This is a genomic window from Allobosea sp. P4_H5 (assembly GCF_056400825.1).
In genome coordinates, this window is record NZ_JBFUKM010000002.1 from 171,025 (window position 1) to 185,858 (window position 14,834).

The 14,834-nt window shown below is 66.9% G+C and carries 12 protein-coding genes; 7 read left to right on the forward strand and 5 right to left on the reverse strand.

All coding sequences use genetic code 11. From position 1 onward, the window contains the following. Positions 1 to 62 precede the first annotated feature (62 nt). The 3 genes from AC1DS0_RS04815 to AC1DS0_RS04825 all read right to left on the reverse strand — a co-directional run bounded on the left by AC1DS0_RS04815 (position 63) and on the right by AC1DS0_RS04825 (position 3,464). Positions 63 to 1,070, reverse strand: coding sequence for a hypothetical protein (locus AC1DS0_RS04815; protein ID WP_476813246.1), 1,008 nt, complete (start codon positions 1,068 to 1,070; stop codon positions 63 to 65). Next, positions 1,043 to 2,368 (reverse strand): NtaA/DmoA family FMN-dependent monooxygenase, encoded by a 1,326-nt coding sequence (locus AC1DS0_RS04820; RefSeq protein ID WP_476813247.1) that lies wholly within the window; start codon positions 2,366 to 2,368, stop codon positions 1,043 to 1,045. The genes AC1DS0_RS04815 and AC1DS0_RS04820 overlap by 28 nt, the downstream gene beginning before the upstream one ends. Before the next feature lie 79 nt (positions 2,369 to 2,447). Then, on the reverse strand, positions 2,448 to 3,464 hold the full coding sequence (locus tag AC1DS0_RS04825) for an LLM class flavin-dependent oxidoreductase (RefSeq protein WP_476813248.1): 1,017 nt from the start codon (positions 3,462 to 3,464) through the stop codon (positions 2,448 to 2,450). A 107-nt stretch (positions 3,465 to 3,571) separates the two neighbouring features. Here AC1DS0_RS04825 and AC1DS0_RS04830 point away from each other — a divergent pair, with 107 nt between their 5' ends. From AC1DS0_RS04830 to AC1DS0_RS04840, 3 genes are read left to right on the forward strand one after another with little or no spacing between them, the layout of a single operon-like run. Next, the gene (locus AC1DS0_RS04830) at positions 3,572 to 4,201 is read left to right on the forward strand and encodes a GNAT family N-acetyltransferase (RefSeq protein ID WP_476813249.1); all 630 of its coding nucleotides are present in this window, start codon (positions 3,572 to 3,574) and stop codon (positions 4,199 to 4,201) included. A gap of 59 nt (positions 4,202 to 4,260) precedes the next feature. Continuing rightward, positions 4,261 to 5,253: an LLM class flavin-dependent oxidoreductase gene (locus AC1DS0_RS04835; protein ID WP_476813250.1), complete on the forward strand. Its 993-nt coding sequence runs from the start codon at positions 4,261 to 4,263 to the stop codon at positions 5,251 to 5,253. A gap of 18 nt (positions 5,254 to 5,271) precedes the next feature. Then, positions 5,272 to 6,588, forward strand: coding sequence for an LLM class flavin-dependent oxidoreductase (locus AC1DS0_RS04840; RefSeq protein WP_476813251.1), 1,317 nt, complete (start codon positions 5,272 to 5,274; stop codon positions 6,586 to 6,588). A 338-nt stretch (positions 6,589 to 6,926) separates the two neighbouring features. Here the strand turns inward: AC1DS0_RS04840 and solA are convergent, their stop codons facing one another. Continuing rightward, positions 6,927 to 8,126 carry an N-methyl-L-tryptophan oxidase gene (gene solA / locus AC1DS0_RS04845; RefSeq protein ID WP_476813252.1) on the reverse strand — a complete coding sequence of 400 codons (1,200 nt, stop codon included), beginning with the start codon at positions 8,124 to 8,126 and terminating at the stop codon, positions 6,927 to 6,929. A gap of 114 nt (positions 8,127 to 8,240) precedes the next feature. After that, positions 8,241 to 9,185 (reverse strand): ABC transporter substrate-binding protein, encoded by a 945-nt coding sequence (locus tag AC1DS0_RS04850; protein WP_476813253.1) that lies wholly within the window; start codon positions 9,183 to 9,185, stop codon positions 8,241 to 8,243. Between the two features lie 414 nt (positions 9,186 to 9,599). Here AC1DS0_RS04850 and AC1DS0_RS04855 point away from each other — a divergent pair, with 414 nt between their 5' ends. Genes AC1DS0_RS04855 through AC1DS0_RS04870 form a run of 4 tightly spaced genes read left to right on the forward strand, consistent with a single transcriptional unit; the run spans position 9,600 to position 14,764 of the window. Continuing rightward, positions 9,600 to 11,246 (forward strand): ABC transporter substrate-binding protein, encoded by a 1,647-nt coding sequence (locus AC1DS0_RS04855; protein WP_476813254.1) that lies wholly within the window; start codon positions 9,600 to 9,602, stop codon positions 11,244 to 11,246. Then, positions 11,227 to 12,177 (forward strand): ABC transporter permease, encoded by a 951-nt coding sequence (locus AC1DS0_RS04860; RefSeq protein WP_476813255.1) that lies wholly within the window; start codon positions 11,227 to 11,229, stop codon positions 12,175 to 12,177. The genes AC1DS0_RS04855 and AC1DS0_RS04860 overlap by 20 nt, the downstream gene beginning before the upstream one ends. Beyond that, the gene (locus AC1DS0_RS04865; protein ID WP_476813256.1) at positions 12,174 to 13,040 is read left to right on the forward strand and encodes an ABC transporter permease; all 867 of its coding nucleotides are present in this window, start codon (positions 12,174 to 12,176) and stop codon (positions 13,038 to 13,040) included. The genes AC1DS0_RS04860 and AC1DS0_RS04865 overlap by 4 nt, the downstream gene beginning before the upstream one ends. Continuing rightward, the gene (locus AC1DS0_RS04870; protein WP_476813257.1) at positions 13,037 to 14,764 is read left to right on the forward strand and encodes a dipeptide ABC transporter ATP-binding protein; all 1,728 of its coding nucleotides are present in this window, start codon (positions 13,037 to 13,039) and stop codon (positions 14,762 to 14,764) included. Before AC1DS0_RS04865 ends, AC1DS0_RS04870 begins: the two co-directional genes overlap by 4 nt. Positions 14,765 to 14,834: the final 70 nt, after the last annotated feature.

A 14,834-nucleotide genomic window follows, 5' to 3' on the forward strand; every position in this document is an offset into this window, starting at 1 on the left:
ACGGAAGCGTCACGCGCGTCGACGGCGTTAATCTCAGCTGCCGTCAGCGGCAGCTGGTGACGCTACGTTACGACGCCAGGCTTAAGGATGAACTTGGCCGTGAACGTCCCTTGGAAGGTCGTGTCCAGCACCTGGATGTTGGAGCCGAGCGACGCGTTGGTGACGACGCCATGCACATAGATTCCGTACGGCGCGCCCGGCCCGAGTTCCTCCAGAATGTTCTCAGAAATGGTGATGTTCTGGCCGGCGGAGATGCGCATGTGCGCGCCGCCTGCACCTGAATTCGAGCGCGTGGTGTTGCGGCAAACGGCAAGATCGGTCAGCCAAACGTTACCGTCAACACGCTCCACGAGATAGATCGCCCCGACATAGGTCGAGCCGGTGTAGAGGTTCGAGAACTCGTTGTCCGAGAAATTGAACCTCGACGCGGCGCCGGTCGTCGGGCTGGCGTCGACCGAGGCCGCGTAGATGCCGTAGTAGCCCTGTTCCTCGATCGTGTTGTTGTGGACGCAGATTTCGCCGGCCGGGTGGTTGGCGATCTCGATCTTCACGCCGTATTGCGCACCAACGATCCAGTTGTGGTGGATCACCCAATAACCGGCCGCCAGATCGTCGGCGAAGACGGTCGAAATATGGCCCTGGACGCAGCGATAGAACGCGGCGCCCGTCGGAGACGCAGTTGCCGGCCTGGTACTGCTTGTCCGTGACCCATAGCTCGGCCGGATCGACGCCGGTCGACAGGTTCGGCGCCAGCGCGTCGGCCGTGACGATGCCATTGCGCAGCCGCCCGTCCTCGCGCCGTCCTGAAGGCCGACGATCGTCTGGTTGACGGAATGCCCGAGATTATCGAGCTCTTCGTCGACCTTCGGCCCCGGCAGCGGCTTCTGCGGCGCGTTGGCCTGATACCCGGAGAAGCTGTAGCCGCGGGTGCTGCACTCGGCGATGATCTCGACTGAGCGCACAACCGACAGGTCGTCGTCGACGCCGGCGACTACGATGTTCTGCTCCGCATCGATGAGTTGCGGCTGGTCAGACCTTGCCGTCAGGCAGGCCTGGCATGCGCAAGCCACTCCGCTTCAGCCGAATGCGCTGGCAGTTCGAGGTTGGCGCGGAAGCTGCCCCCGACATAGTCGTCATCGATCAGGGAGCGGCGCCGCAGTTCCGGCAGCAAGCCGTTAAGCAGCAGGTCCTCTTGGTCCGGATTGCCCAGCCCGTGCAGGGTGACGACGTCGAGGACGCCGGCGCGGAAACGCTCTTCGATGGCGTCGGCGAGCTGCTCCGGCGTGCCCGCCACCGACCAGTGGCCGGTCTCCTGCGCTTCGATGATAAGCTCGCGCAAGGTCAGCCCCAGCCGGGCATAGCGCCGGAAGATCTCCACGCGTCCGCGCCGGCGGTTGATGCTCGTCACCTCCGGTAGCAGCGCCTCCGGCACCGGTTCGTCGAGGGGCAGGCTGGAGAGATCGAGCTCGCCGCCGAGCATGTCGGCGAGTTTCAGGCGCCCCTGCTCGTAGTCGATCCGCTCATGCTTGTCCTTGAGCCGGTGGGCGACATCGGCCTCGGACGAGCCGATGACCGAATGGAAGGAGTTCATGATGAAGGGCAACCCGTGATCGCGCCCGAAGCTTGCGGCGCGGCGGCGAAGCTCGGTCACAAAGGCAATGGCATCCGCGAGCTTCGGCTGCGAGGTGTAAACCACCTCGGCATAGCGCGCGCCGACGACGACACCGGCTTCGGATTGTCCGGCCTGGAACTGCACGGGCCGCCCCTGCGGCGAGGGCGGGATATTGAGCGGCCCCTGCACGCTGAAATAGCGGCCGCGATGGTCGATGCGGTGGAACTTGGCAGGGTCGATCGCGATCGCGCCCGATGCCTTGCGCTGCGCGGCGTCGCGCTCATTCGCGTCGTAGAGCGCGTTGACCACCGCGATGAATTCCGCGGCGCGCGCATAGCGCTCTTCCGGGCTGAGCAGCGCTTCGCCGAAATTCTCCTCGCCGACGGACGACGTCACCGCGTTCCAGGCGGCGCGCCCGCCGCTGGCATGGTCGAGCGTGCCGATCTGGCGGGCGAGATTATAGGGGTGGTGGAAGGTGGTGGAGAGGGTCGCGACGAGGCCGATCCGCGTCGTGGCCTGGCTGAGCGCGGCGAGCGCGATCAGCGGCTCCTGGATGCCGGCCGTGCCCGCAAGCCCGGCCAGATCGATCTGCAAAAGGTCGGCGGTGAACAGGCCGGTGATCTTCTCGGCCTCGGCCTTCTGCGCCAGCGCGACGGCGCGCTTCGCACCAAGCGCGGGGTCCGCATCATTGGCTGCAGCGATGACATTGCTGGCGCCGAACAATGTCTTGAGGCGGCGGGAGCGAGGGGCTGCCATGGTGATGTCCTTGTCGATGGATGATGGACCGCGGCGGGGAATGCCTGATCACCCGACGCGCTTGCGTCCGGGTGCGTTCTCAGGCCGCGAGAGAGATGTGCGCTGCCGCCAGCAGCTCGAGGGTCTTCAGCCGCTGGCTGCCCTCCGTCTGCGGGCAATCGACGACGAACTCGTCGATTCCGAAGGTTCGGTGCAGCCGGCCCAGCTCGGCGTGAACCTGCGAGGGCGTTCCGCGGATGACGAGCGCGCTGCGCTCCTCGATCCGGTAGCGGCTGGCGCCGACCTGCCGGACATATTCCAGGGCCTGCTCCCTGCTGCCGACATTGACGCCCTGGCCGTTCTCGACCTCCACCCGGAAGCGACGGATGTCGCCGGCGAGGCGGCTGGCTTCGGCCTCGGTCTCGGCCGTGACAACGCCGACCGCCAGCAGGATCGACCGGCCTCCGGCCTCGCGATAGGCCGCGACAGCTCCCGCAATGGCGGTTTCATCGCCGTTGATGTGACCGGCATAGACGAAATTCCAGCCCAGCCGCGCCGCCAGTCGCGCGCTGTCCGGGCTCGCGCCGAGGAGGAATCGTTCTGCCGATGTCGCAGGCGCGGGATAGGCGGCAAGACGGTCGGCCTCCTCCCGCCCTGCCTCGCTTCCCTGGCCCTCGCCATGGCGCAGGAAGCCGTCGAGCTCGGTCAGCTGCACCTCGAACGAGGGCTTCCTTGCCGGATCATGGGCGCCCTGGAGCGCCCGGGTCGACAGCGGCATGCCGCCCGGGGCCTTGCCGATGCCGATATCGACGCGGCCGGGCGCGAGGGCGGCGAGCAGGTTGAAATTCTCGGCGACCTTATAGGCACTGTAGTGCTGCAGCATCACGCCGCCGGAGCCGATCCGGATGCGGCTGGTGCGGGCGAGCAGGAAGCCGATCAGCACCTCCGGCGAGGAGCTCGCCAGCTTTGGCGCATTGTGATGCTCGGCCACCCAGAAGCGGGAGAAGCCGACCTCTTCCGCTTTTCGGGCGAGCGCGAGCGTGCCTTGCAGGGCCGCGGTGGCGTCGTTGCCGTCATGAAGCGGGCTCTTGTCGAGAAAACTCAGGGCGTAAGACATCCATTCCCCGCGATCACCGGTATGTTGCTTTAATCCATATAATTAGTAGTCTATATCTTCAAGCAGCGATCCCCTGAGGGCGCGCCCGAATTCACGGAGACAAGTCGGTGGCCGATCTCATTGTCCGATCCTCCCTTCTGGATGCGGCGGCGCAGCCGCTGCTGGAAGGGCTCGTCAGCGAATATGACGGGCGATATGGCGCCGCGAGCCGGCCCGGCGGCGCACGGTCGGAGATTCTGCGCTATCCCGGCGAGGCGTTCCTGCCTCCGCTCGGCGATTTCCTGCTGTTGCAGCGCGACGGCGAAACCATCGCCGGTGGCGCCTTCATGAGCCATGACGACGAAACAGCCGAACTCAAGCGCATCTGGACCAGGCCGGATCTGCGCCGCCAGGGACTTGCCAAGCGTATCGTCCTCGCGCTCGAGGAGAGTGCGGCGGAGCTCGGCTATACCCGCGCTTATCTCACCACCGGCTTTCGCCAGCCGGAGGCCTTCGCGCTCTATCTTCTGCTCGGCTATCGCCCGCTCTTCGACACGACAGCGGAGCTCACCCATTACCGCTCCCTGCCGTTCGAGAAGCATATCGGCAAGAAAGCCGGGCAGCCCGGCACGTCGCCGGTCTATCCGCCGGCAGGCTCGCTCGAAGAGGCCACCGTCCGCGTGACCGCGGTCAAGGCGCAGCAGGAGGCCACGATCCTCGCCCGCCTTGCCAGCTTCGGCATCACCGCGGCCGCCTAGTCATCGGCGATCGGCCGCTAGCAACCTCCATTTCCGCGATTAGACCAAGAAAGCAGACGATGACTCATGACGGCCTGCTGCTCGGCGTCGCGCTCGACGCTGCCGCATCGACTCCTGACGGCCGCTCCGGCCCGGGCCCGTTCTGGAGCTCGCTGATCGCCAGCCCCGATGGCGCGGTCGATTTCGTGACGCTGGAGGATGGCTTTGCCCGAGCCGGCGCCGACGGGCCGGATGCCGTGCTCCTCGCCAGCTGGCTCGCGCCGCGCAGCCGGCAGCTCGGCATCATCGCCAGCGCTCCGGTCAATCTCCTCGAGCCCTTCCATGTCTCGACCGGGATCGCCACGCTCGACCATGTCAGCGAGGGGAGGGCCGGGCTGCTGGTGCAGCGGCTCAGCGGCGCGCGGGCCAGCGAAGGCCAGCAGGCTATCGGCGTCCTCAACGGCTTTCCCACAGGCGACCGGCGGGTGCAGGACAGGGATTCCCAGGCCGCGATCGAGGTCATTTGCCGGCTGTGGGACAGCTGGGAGGACGACGCGGTGATCCGCGACCCGGTGAGCCAGCGCTTCCTCGACGGGTCGAAGCTGCACTACATCGATTTCGAAGGCGCCGGTTTCCGGGTCCTGGGGCCATCGATCACGCCGCGTCCGCCCCAGGGCCAGCCTCCGGTCGCCCTTGCCTGGGCGCAGGGCGACGACCCGTCCCTGATCCGGCAGGCGGATGTCGTCTTCCTGCCCGTTGGCCTCCGCGATATCGAGCGCGTCATCGCCGATCTGTCCGGTGGGAACGGGCCGCTTGTCGTCGCGGATCTCGTGCCCGATCCCGAGGCCCAATCGATCGATGGACTGATTGCTGTTGCTGAACAGGCGGCGGCACTGGGCGCCCGTGGCGTCCGGATCGTCCTCACCGATCCCTCAGTGCAGATCGGCCGCTTCCTGGACGAACTGCTGCCGCGCCTGCGCGAGGCCGGCTTTGCCCGCCAGCCTTCGGGAGGGACGCTGCGCCAACGCTTCAGCCTGCCGGTCGCGGCCAATCGCTACACCGCCGCAGCCTGAGTCAGGGATTCTCGATCCATGTCCAAGAAGCAGATCATCCTCGGTGCGCAGTTCCCGGGCGTAAACAACTTCACGGTCTGGAGCGATCCAGCGGCAGGAAGCCAGATCGACTTCGCCTCCTTCCGCCATTTCGCCGATACGGTCGAACGCGGCAGGTTCGATTTCATCTTCCTGGCCGAGGGTTTGCGGGTCCGCGAGCAGAAGGGCCGCTTCCACGAACTCGACGTGGCGGGCCGCCCCAACACGCTGGCGATCCTGACGGCGCTGGCGTCGATCACCAGCCATGTCGGCCTGATCGGAACGCTGACGACGACCTTCAATGAGCCTTATCCGTTGGCCCGGCAGCTGGCGACGCTGGACATCCTCTCCGATGGGCGGGCAGGCTGGAACGTCGTCACCTCGCCCGGCGCCTTTACCGGCGCGAATTTTCGGCGCGGCGATCACCTGCCGTTCCCGGAGCGCTATGAGCGGGCGCGGGAGTTCATCGAGGCCGTCCGGGCGATCTGGGCGGGTGGCGATTTCTCCAGCCGCTCCAGGCATTTCGACATCGCCGGCCGCACCGGTCTCGCGCCGTTGCCCCAAGGAGCGCCCGTCATCGCCCAGGCGGGCGATTCTGCGGAAGGCCGCGAGCTGGCGGCCAGCCATGCCGACCTGATCTACTCCCGCCATGGCACGCTGGAGGCCGGGCAGGCCTTCTATGCCGACGTCAAGAACCGGCTGGCCAGACATGGCCGCAGCCGGGACGCGCTCAAGATCTTGCCCGGAGCCGCCTTCGTCCTCGGCGACACGCAGGAGGAGGCACAGGAGAACCTGAAGGCGATCCGCCTGCAGCAGGTCAGCCCGCGGAACGCCATCGTCTTCCTGGAGCAGGTCTGGAACCGCGATCTTTCAAGCTACGATCCGGACGGCCCTCTACCGGCGATCGATCCCGATGTCTCCGCGCAACTGGCCCAGGGCCGCGCGACCCGGTACGATGATCGCCTCGACACGGCGCGGGCCTGGCGCGAACTGGCCGAGCGCGACGGGCTCAGCATCCGCGAACTGATCATCAAGGTGACCGCCCGGCAGCAATTCGTCGGCACGCCGGACGCTGTCGCCAGCGAAATCGACCAGTATGTTCAGGCGGACGCGGCCGACGGCTTCGTCTTCGCGCCGCACCTGACGCCGGGTGGCTTCGACGAGTTTGCCGCGAAGGTCATCCCGATCCTTCAGGAGCGCAAGGTGTTCCGCCGTGACTACGCGGGCGGTGACCTGCGCGAAAATCTCGGGCTGCCCCCCGCCGTGCTGTTCCCCCAGGAACGGGAAGGCGAGCTGGTGGGGCGCATCGCATCTTAATATCTCGCGGTCATTGGGATGCGATGGCCGCTGCTTGGGCTAGGAGGAGTATGGCAATGACGCGGCCTGGCGAGACCTGCCGATGAAAGAGAAACGGCAGCGTGTCCGGATACCGAGGCCCAAGCGCAATTCCGGCTCCGTTCGGCGCAGGCAGAGGGCGCAGGTCGTGCGTGCGGCCTGGCGAAGCCTGGTCGCCCAATGGCAGCAGGATGACGGAGCTTGGGAAAAGGGCTTCGGCCCTCCTCCGAACGACCCGGCGTGCCTGTGCCCGCCCGACATTCTCGTCGAGTTCGGTCTGGCGCACAGGAATCCGGGCGCGAGCCTGGAGAGCTGCGGCGTCAGCCTTCGCTGAGGGCCGCAGCTCGCGCCGATGCCGGGGCCACGTCGAACCTGCCGAGCCCGAAGGACGACAGATCGATCCGGCTCGCGCCGTCGAGAAGACGCTGGCTGACGGCCTCACCGATCGCAGCCGAATGCTTGAAGCCATGGCCCGAGCAGGGCGACACCACGAGCACGCGCTCGCTTTCCGGCCATTGGTCGATGACGAAGCCGCCATCCGGCGAGACCGTGTAGAGGCAGGTCTTGCGGCGCGAGGCGTCGATGCGCAGCCCCTTCAGCCTCCCGTCGACAGCGCGGGTATAGAAGTCCCGCGATTCCGCCTCTTCGCTGCCTCGGTCGAAGCTGTCCGGATCGACCATGTGCGTCTTCTCGCCATGGGCGACCTTCACCGCGCCGTCGAAGGCGGGAAACCCGTAGAACCCTTGCTCGGCGCCCGGCCCATAGGACCAGATATAGACCGGCGCCTGCGCCCATTGCGCCGGGGCTGACGACTCCAACTCATACCAGTGCAGGATCTCGCGCGTCGGCCGCAGCAACGCAGAAAAGCGCGAGCCGAGCAGCTTGCTCGCCCAGGCACCGGCGCTGACCACGACGCGGCCGGTGAGGATCATGCCCTGGTCGGTCTCGATCTCGACATGCGCGCCGCGCGGGATGATCGCGCCGACCCGTGTCTCGAGCGCGAGGCGGGCGCCGGCTTCGGTGGCGAGCTGCAGGTGAGCCGCGACGCAGCGCTCTGGGCGGAGATAGCCGCCTTCGGGCTCGAAATAGACCCGGTCGCTGTCAGCGAGGTTCAGCCAGGGATAGCGGTGGCGCGCCTCGGCCGGATCGATCAGCTCATGTGCGACACCGCTGCGCTGCGCCACGGCGAGCGTACGCTCGATAAAGCCGGCCGATCCGGCTTGCGGCACCTCGCTTGAGATGGCGAGAAAACCGACCTGGCCGAACAGATGTTCTCCGGTCCGGGCCTCCAGCTTCTTCCAGATCTCATGCGAACGTCGCACCATCGGCGCGAGCGCCGTTCCCTCAGCGACGCCAAGACGGGTGACGCGCGTCTCGCCATGGCTCGAACCCAGCTCATGCGGCGGGCTGAACCGATCGATGCCGAGGACATCAGCGCCGCGCGCCGCAAGCTGGAACAGGGTGGCCGAGCCCATGGCGCCGAGGCCGAGGACGACGATGTCGGCGGTTTGCCGGGGCATGCTGGACACGATCTCCTGGAGTGCACTCGGCGCGAGCGAGCGATGACCCGCCCCGGTGCGGTGAAGCGCCGGAGCGGGCCAGACAAACGGCTCTGTCTGCGATGAGGCGATCGCTCAGCTCTTGGGCAGGCCGGGCGGGTTGGTGCGCGAGAGATCGAGCGCTTCCGGCGCGAGGCCCCAGCGTGCCAGCGACTTCTGGTAGTTGCCGTTCTTGATCTGCGCGTTGAGTGCGGCGGTGATCGCTTCTGCGAGGCCGCCGCCCTTGCGGGTGGTCACCGCGATCTCGGCGATTTCCGGCCAGCCACCGGAGAAGGAACCGACGAGGCGCGTGGAGCCGGACTGCGCGGCCTTGAAGCCGAGCGTACCGTTGGGGCCGAAATACGCATCGGCGCGGCCGGATTCGAGCGCGATATAAAGCACGACGTCATCGTCGAAATACTGGATCTCGGTGGACTTCAGGCCCTTGGCCTCGTTGGCCTTGATCCAGCGCAGCAGGATCTGCTCCTGATTGGTGCCGGCTCCGACGATCACCTTGAGGCCGGCGACGTCCTCGGGCTTGGCGATCTCCTTGATGGCGCTCTTGGCCGAGACGTAGAAGCCGAGCTGATCCTTGCGATAAGTCGAGAAGTCGAACTTCTCCTTGCGCTGCTCGGTGACGGTGATGTTGGAGATTGCCGCGTCGTATTTGCCGGAGGCGACGCCGAGCGGCCAGTCCGCCCAGGCGACCTGCACGACCTCGAGCTTGAGGCCGAGCCCGTCGGCGATCAGCCGGGCGATGTCGGGTTCCGAGCCGACGATCGTCTTGTGATCGTCGGCAGCGTTGATCCCGAAAGGCAAGCGCTGGCCGGTGGTGGCGATGGTAAAAGTGCCGGGCTTGACCAGCTTCACGTCCTCACGGAGCAGCTTGACCGCCTCAGTGACGACTTCGGCCCGCGGCTGGCCCTTCTGCGCAGCGGTGAGATCGAAGTTCTGCTGCGCCATCGCAAGCGACGGCAGGAGCGCGGCCGCCGCCACAAGGCCGAGCGCGGCGCGGCGCGACATGGTTGAAATATGCGACATCGAAAACAGCCTTCTCGGTCTCGGAGGGTGAGGAATGAGGGGAGGCGGCGTTGACTTCCCGCCGCCTGGATGCCGATCCGGCTTCCTTCATCCTATTAGTTTATCTAAATAGTCAACTATATTGACGTGGATTTGCGTGCCGTCCCTTTGCCGCGGGCCTTGGATGCCCTTTCAAAGGGCCGTTACAGGCTCGAATTTTGCTGCTGATCCGCCATTGCTTAAATGAATTTCTTCGATCCAGCGGTCTGACGACTGAAATCGGCTTTACGTGTATTCGAGAGGAAAATAATCTACTAAATAAATAATTTATTCTTGACCGCTTCCGAAACGCTGCTCAGATCGCACTCGCTTGTCGCGAAGCCGATGTGCCGCAGCTGTGCCGCAGCGGCGCCTGGTCAATCCGTGGAGACATCGATGGCGTTTCGTCCCCTGCATCTGCGAACCGCCATCCAGGCCCATGCGGGCCGCCCTCTGGCCATGGCCGTTGCCTTCTCCCTTCTCACAGCCGGGGGGCCGGGCTTTGCCGCCGACAATCAAGCCGGGGGCAAGCCGGTCGCAGGAGGCACGCTGACCGTCGGCCTCGCCAGCGATACCGCGATCATCGACCCGTCGATCACCGGCAACTCGATCACGGCCCTGATCACCCGCAACCTCGTCGACTCCCTGGTCGGGCAGGCAGAGGACAATCGCTTCACGCCCTGGCTGGCGGAGCGCTGGGAGGTGAACGGCGACAACACCGTCTACACCTTCCATCTGCGGCAGGGCGTGAGCTTCAGCGACGGCACGCCGCTCGATGCCGCGGCGGTGAAGTTCAATTTCGAGCGCATCCTCGATCCGAAGACGACGTCGAGCTATGCGAAATCGCTGCTCGGCCCGGTCGACAGCATCGCCGCCCCGGATGCCGCGACGGTCGTCATTTCCTACCGCCAGCCCTTCGCGCCGCTGCTGCAGGGCTTGAGCCTGCCCTATCTCGGCATCCAGTCGCCGACCTATCTGCGCAACGCCAAGAGCACGACGAATACGGTCGTCGGTTCAGGCGCCTTCGTGCTCGAGAGCTTCACCAAAGGCAGTGGCAGCCGCCTGACCAAGCGCGCCGACTACAATTGGGGCCCGGGCTATGCCGCGCATCAGGGGCCCGCCCATCTCGACGCGATCAGCTTCCGCTATTTGCCTGAAGCTTCGGTCCGTCTCGGTGCGCTCAGCAGCGGGCAGGCGCAGGCGATCGACGAGATTCCGCCAGCGAATTTCCGCTCCGTCCAGGCCGATGCCCGCCTGCAGGTCGTGACGCGCGAGAACCCGGGCGTGAACCGCTCCCTCTTCCTGAATGCGACCCGTGGGCCATTCGCGGATGCGCGCGTCCGGCAAGCTTTCCAGAGCGCCGTCGATGCTCCGTCGGCCGTCAAGGCCGCCTTCTTTGGCAGCCTGAAGCCGGCCGACAACATCCTGGGGCCGTCGACGCTCTATTATGATGCCAGGATCGCGGCGAGCTGGGGTTTCGATCCGCAGAAGGCCGCCAGGCTGCTCGACGAAGCCGGCTGGACCAGGAAGGACGCCGAGGGCATCCGTTCCAGGGATGGCGAGCGACTTACCCTCCGCTTCGTCTATGACGCCGCCGCCTGGGGGGCATCCGACCTGACGCTCGCCCAAGCCGTGCAGTTCTCGGTGAAGAAGGCGGGCTTCGACCTGCAGCTCGATCCGGTCGATGCCGGCGGCTACACGGCCCGCACCGGTGCCAACGATTACGACATCGCCTCGCTCTACTATGTCCGCGCCGAGCCCGACATCCTGCGAACCGTCTTCCATTCGGCCTATATCCCGCCCAACGGCGCCAATATCGCGCGGGTGAAGAGCCTCGACGAGGCGCTGACCAAGGCGATCGGCGCATCGGACGAGCAACGCAGGCAGCTCTACGGCCAGGTCCAGGCCGAGATCATCGGCCAGGCCTATGCCGTGCCCCTCTATGTCGCTGCCTATCAGCTGGGGGCGTCCAGGAAGCTCAAGGGCATCAGCTGGGCGACGAACGCCAAGCCGAACTTCTACGATGCCTGGCTCGCTCCGTAGCCTGCTCTCCGTGGCGCTGCGGCGCATCGGCGTCATCCTGGCCGTGCTCTGGGGCGCGGCCACGATCACCTTCATCGCGGTCAAGGCGATTCCGGGCGATCCCGTCTCGGTGCTCACCGGCGGCGAGAATGTCGTCGACGCCGCCGAGCGGGAGGCCCTGATCCGGCAGTTCGGCCTCGATCAGCCGCTGCCCGTGCAGTATGCGCGCTATATCGGCCAGGCCATGCTCGGCGATTTCGGCCAGAGCTATCAGTACCGGCAGCCGGTGATCGAGGTCGTCGGCGAGGCTGCGGGCCCGACCTTGCAACTCGCCGGCACGGCGATGGTCTTGGCGCTGGTTCTGGCGTTCATCAACGCGCAAGCCACCGCCGGACGACGGCAGGGCCTGCGCAGCGCCCTGTCCGGCCTTGAGCTCGCCGTGCTGAGCACACCGGTCTACTGGATCGGCCTGTTGCTGCTGACGGTCTTCAGCTTCCAGCTCGGCTGGTTCCCGATCATCGGGGGCGAGGGCTTCCGGGCGTTGATCCTGCCGGCGATTGCGCTCAGCCTGCCGCTGGCGGCGCTGCTGTCCCAGGTGCTGAGGGACGGGATGGAGGAGGCGCTCTCGCAGCCCTTTGCCCTGACCGTCCGCACGCGCGGCGTCAGTGAAACGGCGCTGCGGCTGCGTCATGCATTGCGCCATGCCGCGCTCGCCGTCTCGACCCTCACCGGCACGCTCTTCGCCGGCGTCCTCAGCGGCTCGATCCTGACCGAGACGGTCTTCGGGCGGGCCGGCATCGGCCAGATCACGTTGCAGGCGATCAAGACGCGCGACATGCCGCTCCTGCTCGGACTGGTGATGCTGTCCGCCCTCGTCTCGGTGCTGATCAACCTCCTCGTCGATGCGCTCTATCTGCTGATCGATCCCCGTTTGCGGCGGGCCCGGGCATGAGCGACGTCCTCGACGTCATCGCCCGGGTTCGGGGCGGCAAGGGCGCAAGGCGGCCCTGGCGCGCGCCCGGCCTGCTCATTCCTCTGGCCGTGGTGCTGCTTCTGCTCGCTACAGCTGGCGTGCCGCACTGGTTCACGACACTTGCGCCCGACGCGGTCGACACCGATGCGATCCTGCTGCCGCCGAGCCTCGTCTACTGGTTCGGCACCGACCAGCTCGGCCGCGACGTCTTCACGCGCGTCGTCTACGGCACGGCGCAATCCCTCGGGATCGGCATCGGCGCGACGCTGATCGGCTGCGCCGGCGGGACGCTGCTGGGGACGGCGGCGGCGCTCGCTCCGCTTGGCCTGCAGCGCCTGCTCGTTCGGCTGATCGACATCCTGCTCGCCTTCCCGGAGATCCTGCTCGCTCTGCTGATCATCGCCGTGCTCGGCCGTGGACCGGCGAATACCTTGCTGGCCGTCGGGCTCTCCAGCATCGCAGGCTATGCGCGGCTGGTGCGCTCGCAGGTGCTTCGGGTCTGGCAATCCGGCTATGTCGAGCATGCCGTGGCGCTGGGCGAGCCGACCTCGGCAATCATCGCCCGCCATGTGATCCCGAACGCCGTGAGGCCGCTGGTCGTGCTGGCGACGATCGGCGTCGGCAACGCCGTGCTCTCGGCATCGGCGCTGAGCTTCATCGGGCTCGGTGTGGTGCCGCCTGCCGCCGAATGGGGCGCGCTGCTGGCCGATGGCCGGAACTTCCTCGACACCGCGCCCTGGATCAGCCTGCTGCCCGCAACGGTCGTCGCGGTCTCGGTGATCGCGATCACGCTCCTTGGCCGACGGCTGCAGCTCCTGCTCGCACAAGGAGATGTGCCGTGAACGTCCAGTTCGTTCCGAAGGAAGGCGATCTGCAGGCAATTCCAGCGCGCCCTGCGGCCATTCTCCAGGTCGAGAACCTGCGCGTCGCCTTTCCGGGCGAGCGCGGATGGACCGAGGTCGTGCGCGGCATTTCCCTTGCGATTGCTCCCGGCGAAATCCTCGCGGTCGTCGGCGAGTCCGGCTCGGGCAAATCCGTGATGGCTCGGGCACTCGTCGAGCTGGCGGGGCCTCGTGCCCAGGTTGAGGCCGATACCCTCCGGCTCACCGGTCATGCCGGTGGCGCCGTCGACCTCCTTGCCTGTTCGGAGCGCGAGTGGGGCAAGGTGCGCGGCCGCGAGATCGGTTTCGTCCTGCAGGATGCGCTGGTCTCGCTCGATCCGCTGCGTACGGTCGGACGAGAGGTCGCGGAGCCGCTTCTGACACATCAGCTGGTGCCGCGCTCCGAAGTGGCAAGGGAAGTCGAGACTCTGCTCGCTCGCGTCGGCATTCCCGATCCGGCGAAGCGGGCCGCACAATATCCGCATGAGCTCTCCGGCGGCCTCAGGCAGCGAGCGCTCATCGCCTCGGCGCTGGCCGGCCGGCCGCGCCTGCTGATCGCCGACGAGCCGACGACCGCGCTCGACGTCACCATCCAGCAGCAGGTCCTCGGCGTGTTCAGCACGCTCGCGGAAGCCGGCCACGGCATCCTGCTGATCACACATGACCTGGCGGTCGCGGCCCAGTTCGCCGATCGGATCGCGGTGATCCAGAATGGCGAGTTCGTCGAAACCGGCCCGACGCGCCAGGTCCTTGGTCAGGCCAGCCACAACTACACACAGCGCCTGCTGGCCGCGGTCCCCGCCGCCGCGAAACGTGACCGCTGGCTGTCTTCACCCGGCCTGCGGCCTGCCAAGGCGAGGATCGCCGGCCAATCGCAAGAGCCGATCCTGACGATGTCCGACATTTGCGTCCGCTTCGCCGGCCGGGATGGCAGCGAGACCCAGGCGGTGGCCGGCGTCTCGCTGGCGATTCAACCGGGCGAGACGCTCGGCGTGGTCGGCGAGTCCGGCTCGGGGAAGACCACACTCGGCAAGGTCGCACTCGCCCTGCGTCGTCCCGATGCCGGAGAGGTGCTGTTCCGGGGGCAGCCCTGGAGCAGCCTGCCCGAGCGCTCGCGGCGCCCGCTGCGCCGGCATATCCAGACGATCGTCCAGGATCCGCTGAGCTCCTTCGATCCGCGCTATACCGTCGGGCGCATCATCGAGCAGCCGCTGCGCCTCCACACGGACCTTGGTAAGGCGGCGCGCCAGGCGCGCGTCGAAGAGCTTGTCCGGCTGGTGAACCTGCCACCGGACATCCTTGGGCGCCGGCCGACCACGCTGTCCGGTGGCCAGCGCCAGCGGGTCTCGATCGCGCAGGCACTGGCCTGCGAACCCGAATTGCTGATTTGCGACGAGCCGGTCTCGGCGCTCGACGTCACCACCCAGGCGCAGGTGCTCGACCTGCTGGTCGAGCTTCAGCACCGGCTCGGGCTCGCCATGCTCTTCATCTCGCATGATCTCGGCGTGGTGCACCATCTCAGCGATCGTGTCCTGGTGATGAGCGAGGGCGTCGCGGTTGAGACCGGGGAGGCCGACGATGTCTTCCTGCGCCCCCGTCACCCCTACACGAAGCGGCTGGTCGCCGCCGTCCCGCGCCTGCACGCCACGGCGACAGGCATCAACCGGCCGTCCGCAGCAGGGTAATTCCTCTCCGCCGGACACGAAGGTTGGAAGCATTTCCTACAGAGGCAGTGCCATAACGCCGGCCAACCGC

Excerpts from the sequence above, each read along its gene's own strand:
- solA (WP_476813252.1), bottom strand. The coding sequence starts at position 8,126 with ATGCCCCGGCAAACCGCCGACATCGTCGTCCTCGGCCTCGGCGCCATG.
- AC1DS0_RS04820 (WP_476813247.1), bottom strand. The coding sequence starts at position 2,368 with ATGGCAGCCCCTCGCTCCCGCCGCCTCAAGACATTGTTCGGCGCCAGC.
- AC1DS0_RS04850 (WP_476813253.1), bottom strand. The coding sequence starts at position 9,185 with ATGTCGCATATTTCAACCATGTCGCGCCGCGCCGCGCTCGGCCTTGTG.
- AC1DS0_RS04835 (WP_476813250.1), top strand. The coding sequence starts at position 4,261 with ATGACTCATGACGGCCTGCTGCTCGGCGTCGCGCTCGACGCTGCCGCA.
- AC1DS0_RS04825 (WP_476813248.1), bottom strand. The coding sequence starts at position 3,464 with ATGTCTTACGCCCTGAGTTTTCTCGACAAGAGCCCGCTTCATGACGGC.
- AC1DS0_RS04865 (WP_476813256.1), top strand. The coding sequence starts at position 12,174 with ATGAGCGACGTCCTCGACGTCATCGCCCGGGTTCGGGGCGGCAAGGGC.
- AC1DS0_RS04860 (WP_476813255.1), top strand. The coding sequence starts at position 11,227 with ATGCCTGGCTCGCTCCGTAGCCTGCTCTCCGTGGCGCTGCGGCGCATC.
- AC1DS0_RS04840 (WP_476813251.1), top strand. The coding sequence starts at position 5,272 with ATGTCCAAGAAGCAGATCATCCTCGGTGCGCAGTTCCCGGGCGTAAAC.
- AC1DS0_RS04855 (WP_476813254.1), top strand. The coding sequence starts at position 9,600 with ATGGCGTTTCGTCCCCTGCATCTGCGAACCGCCATCCAGGCCCATGCG.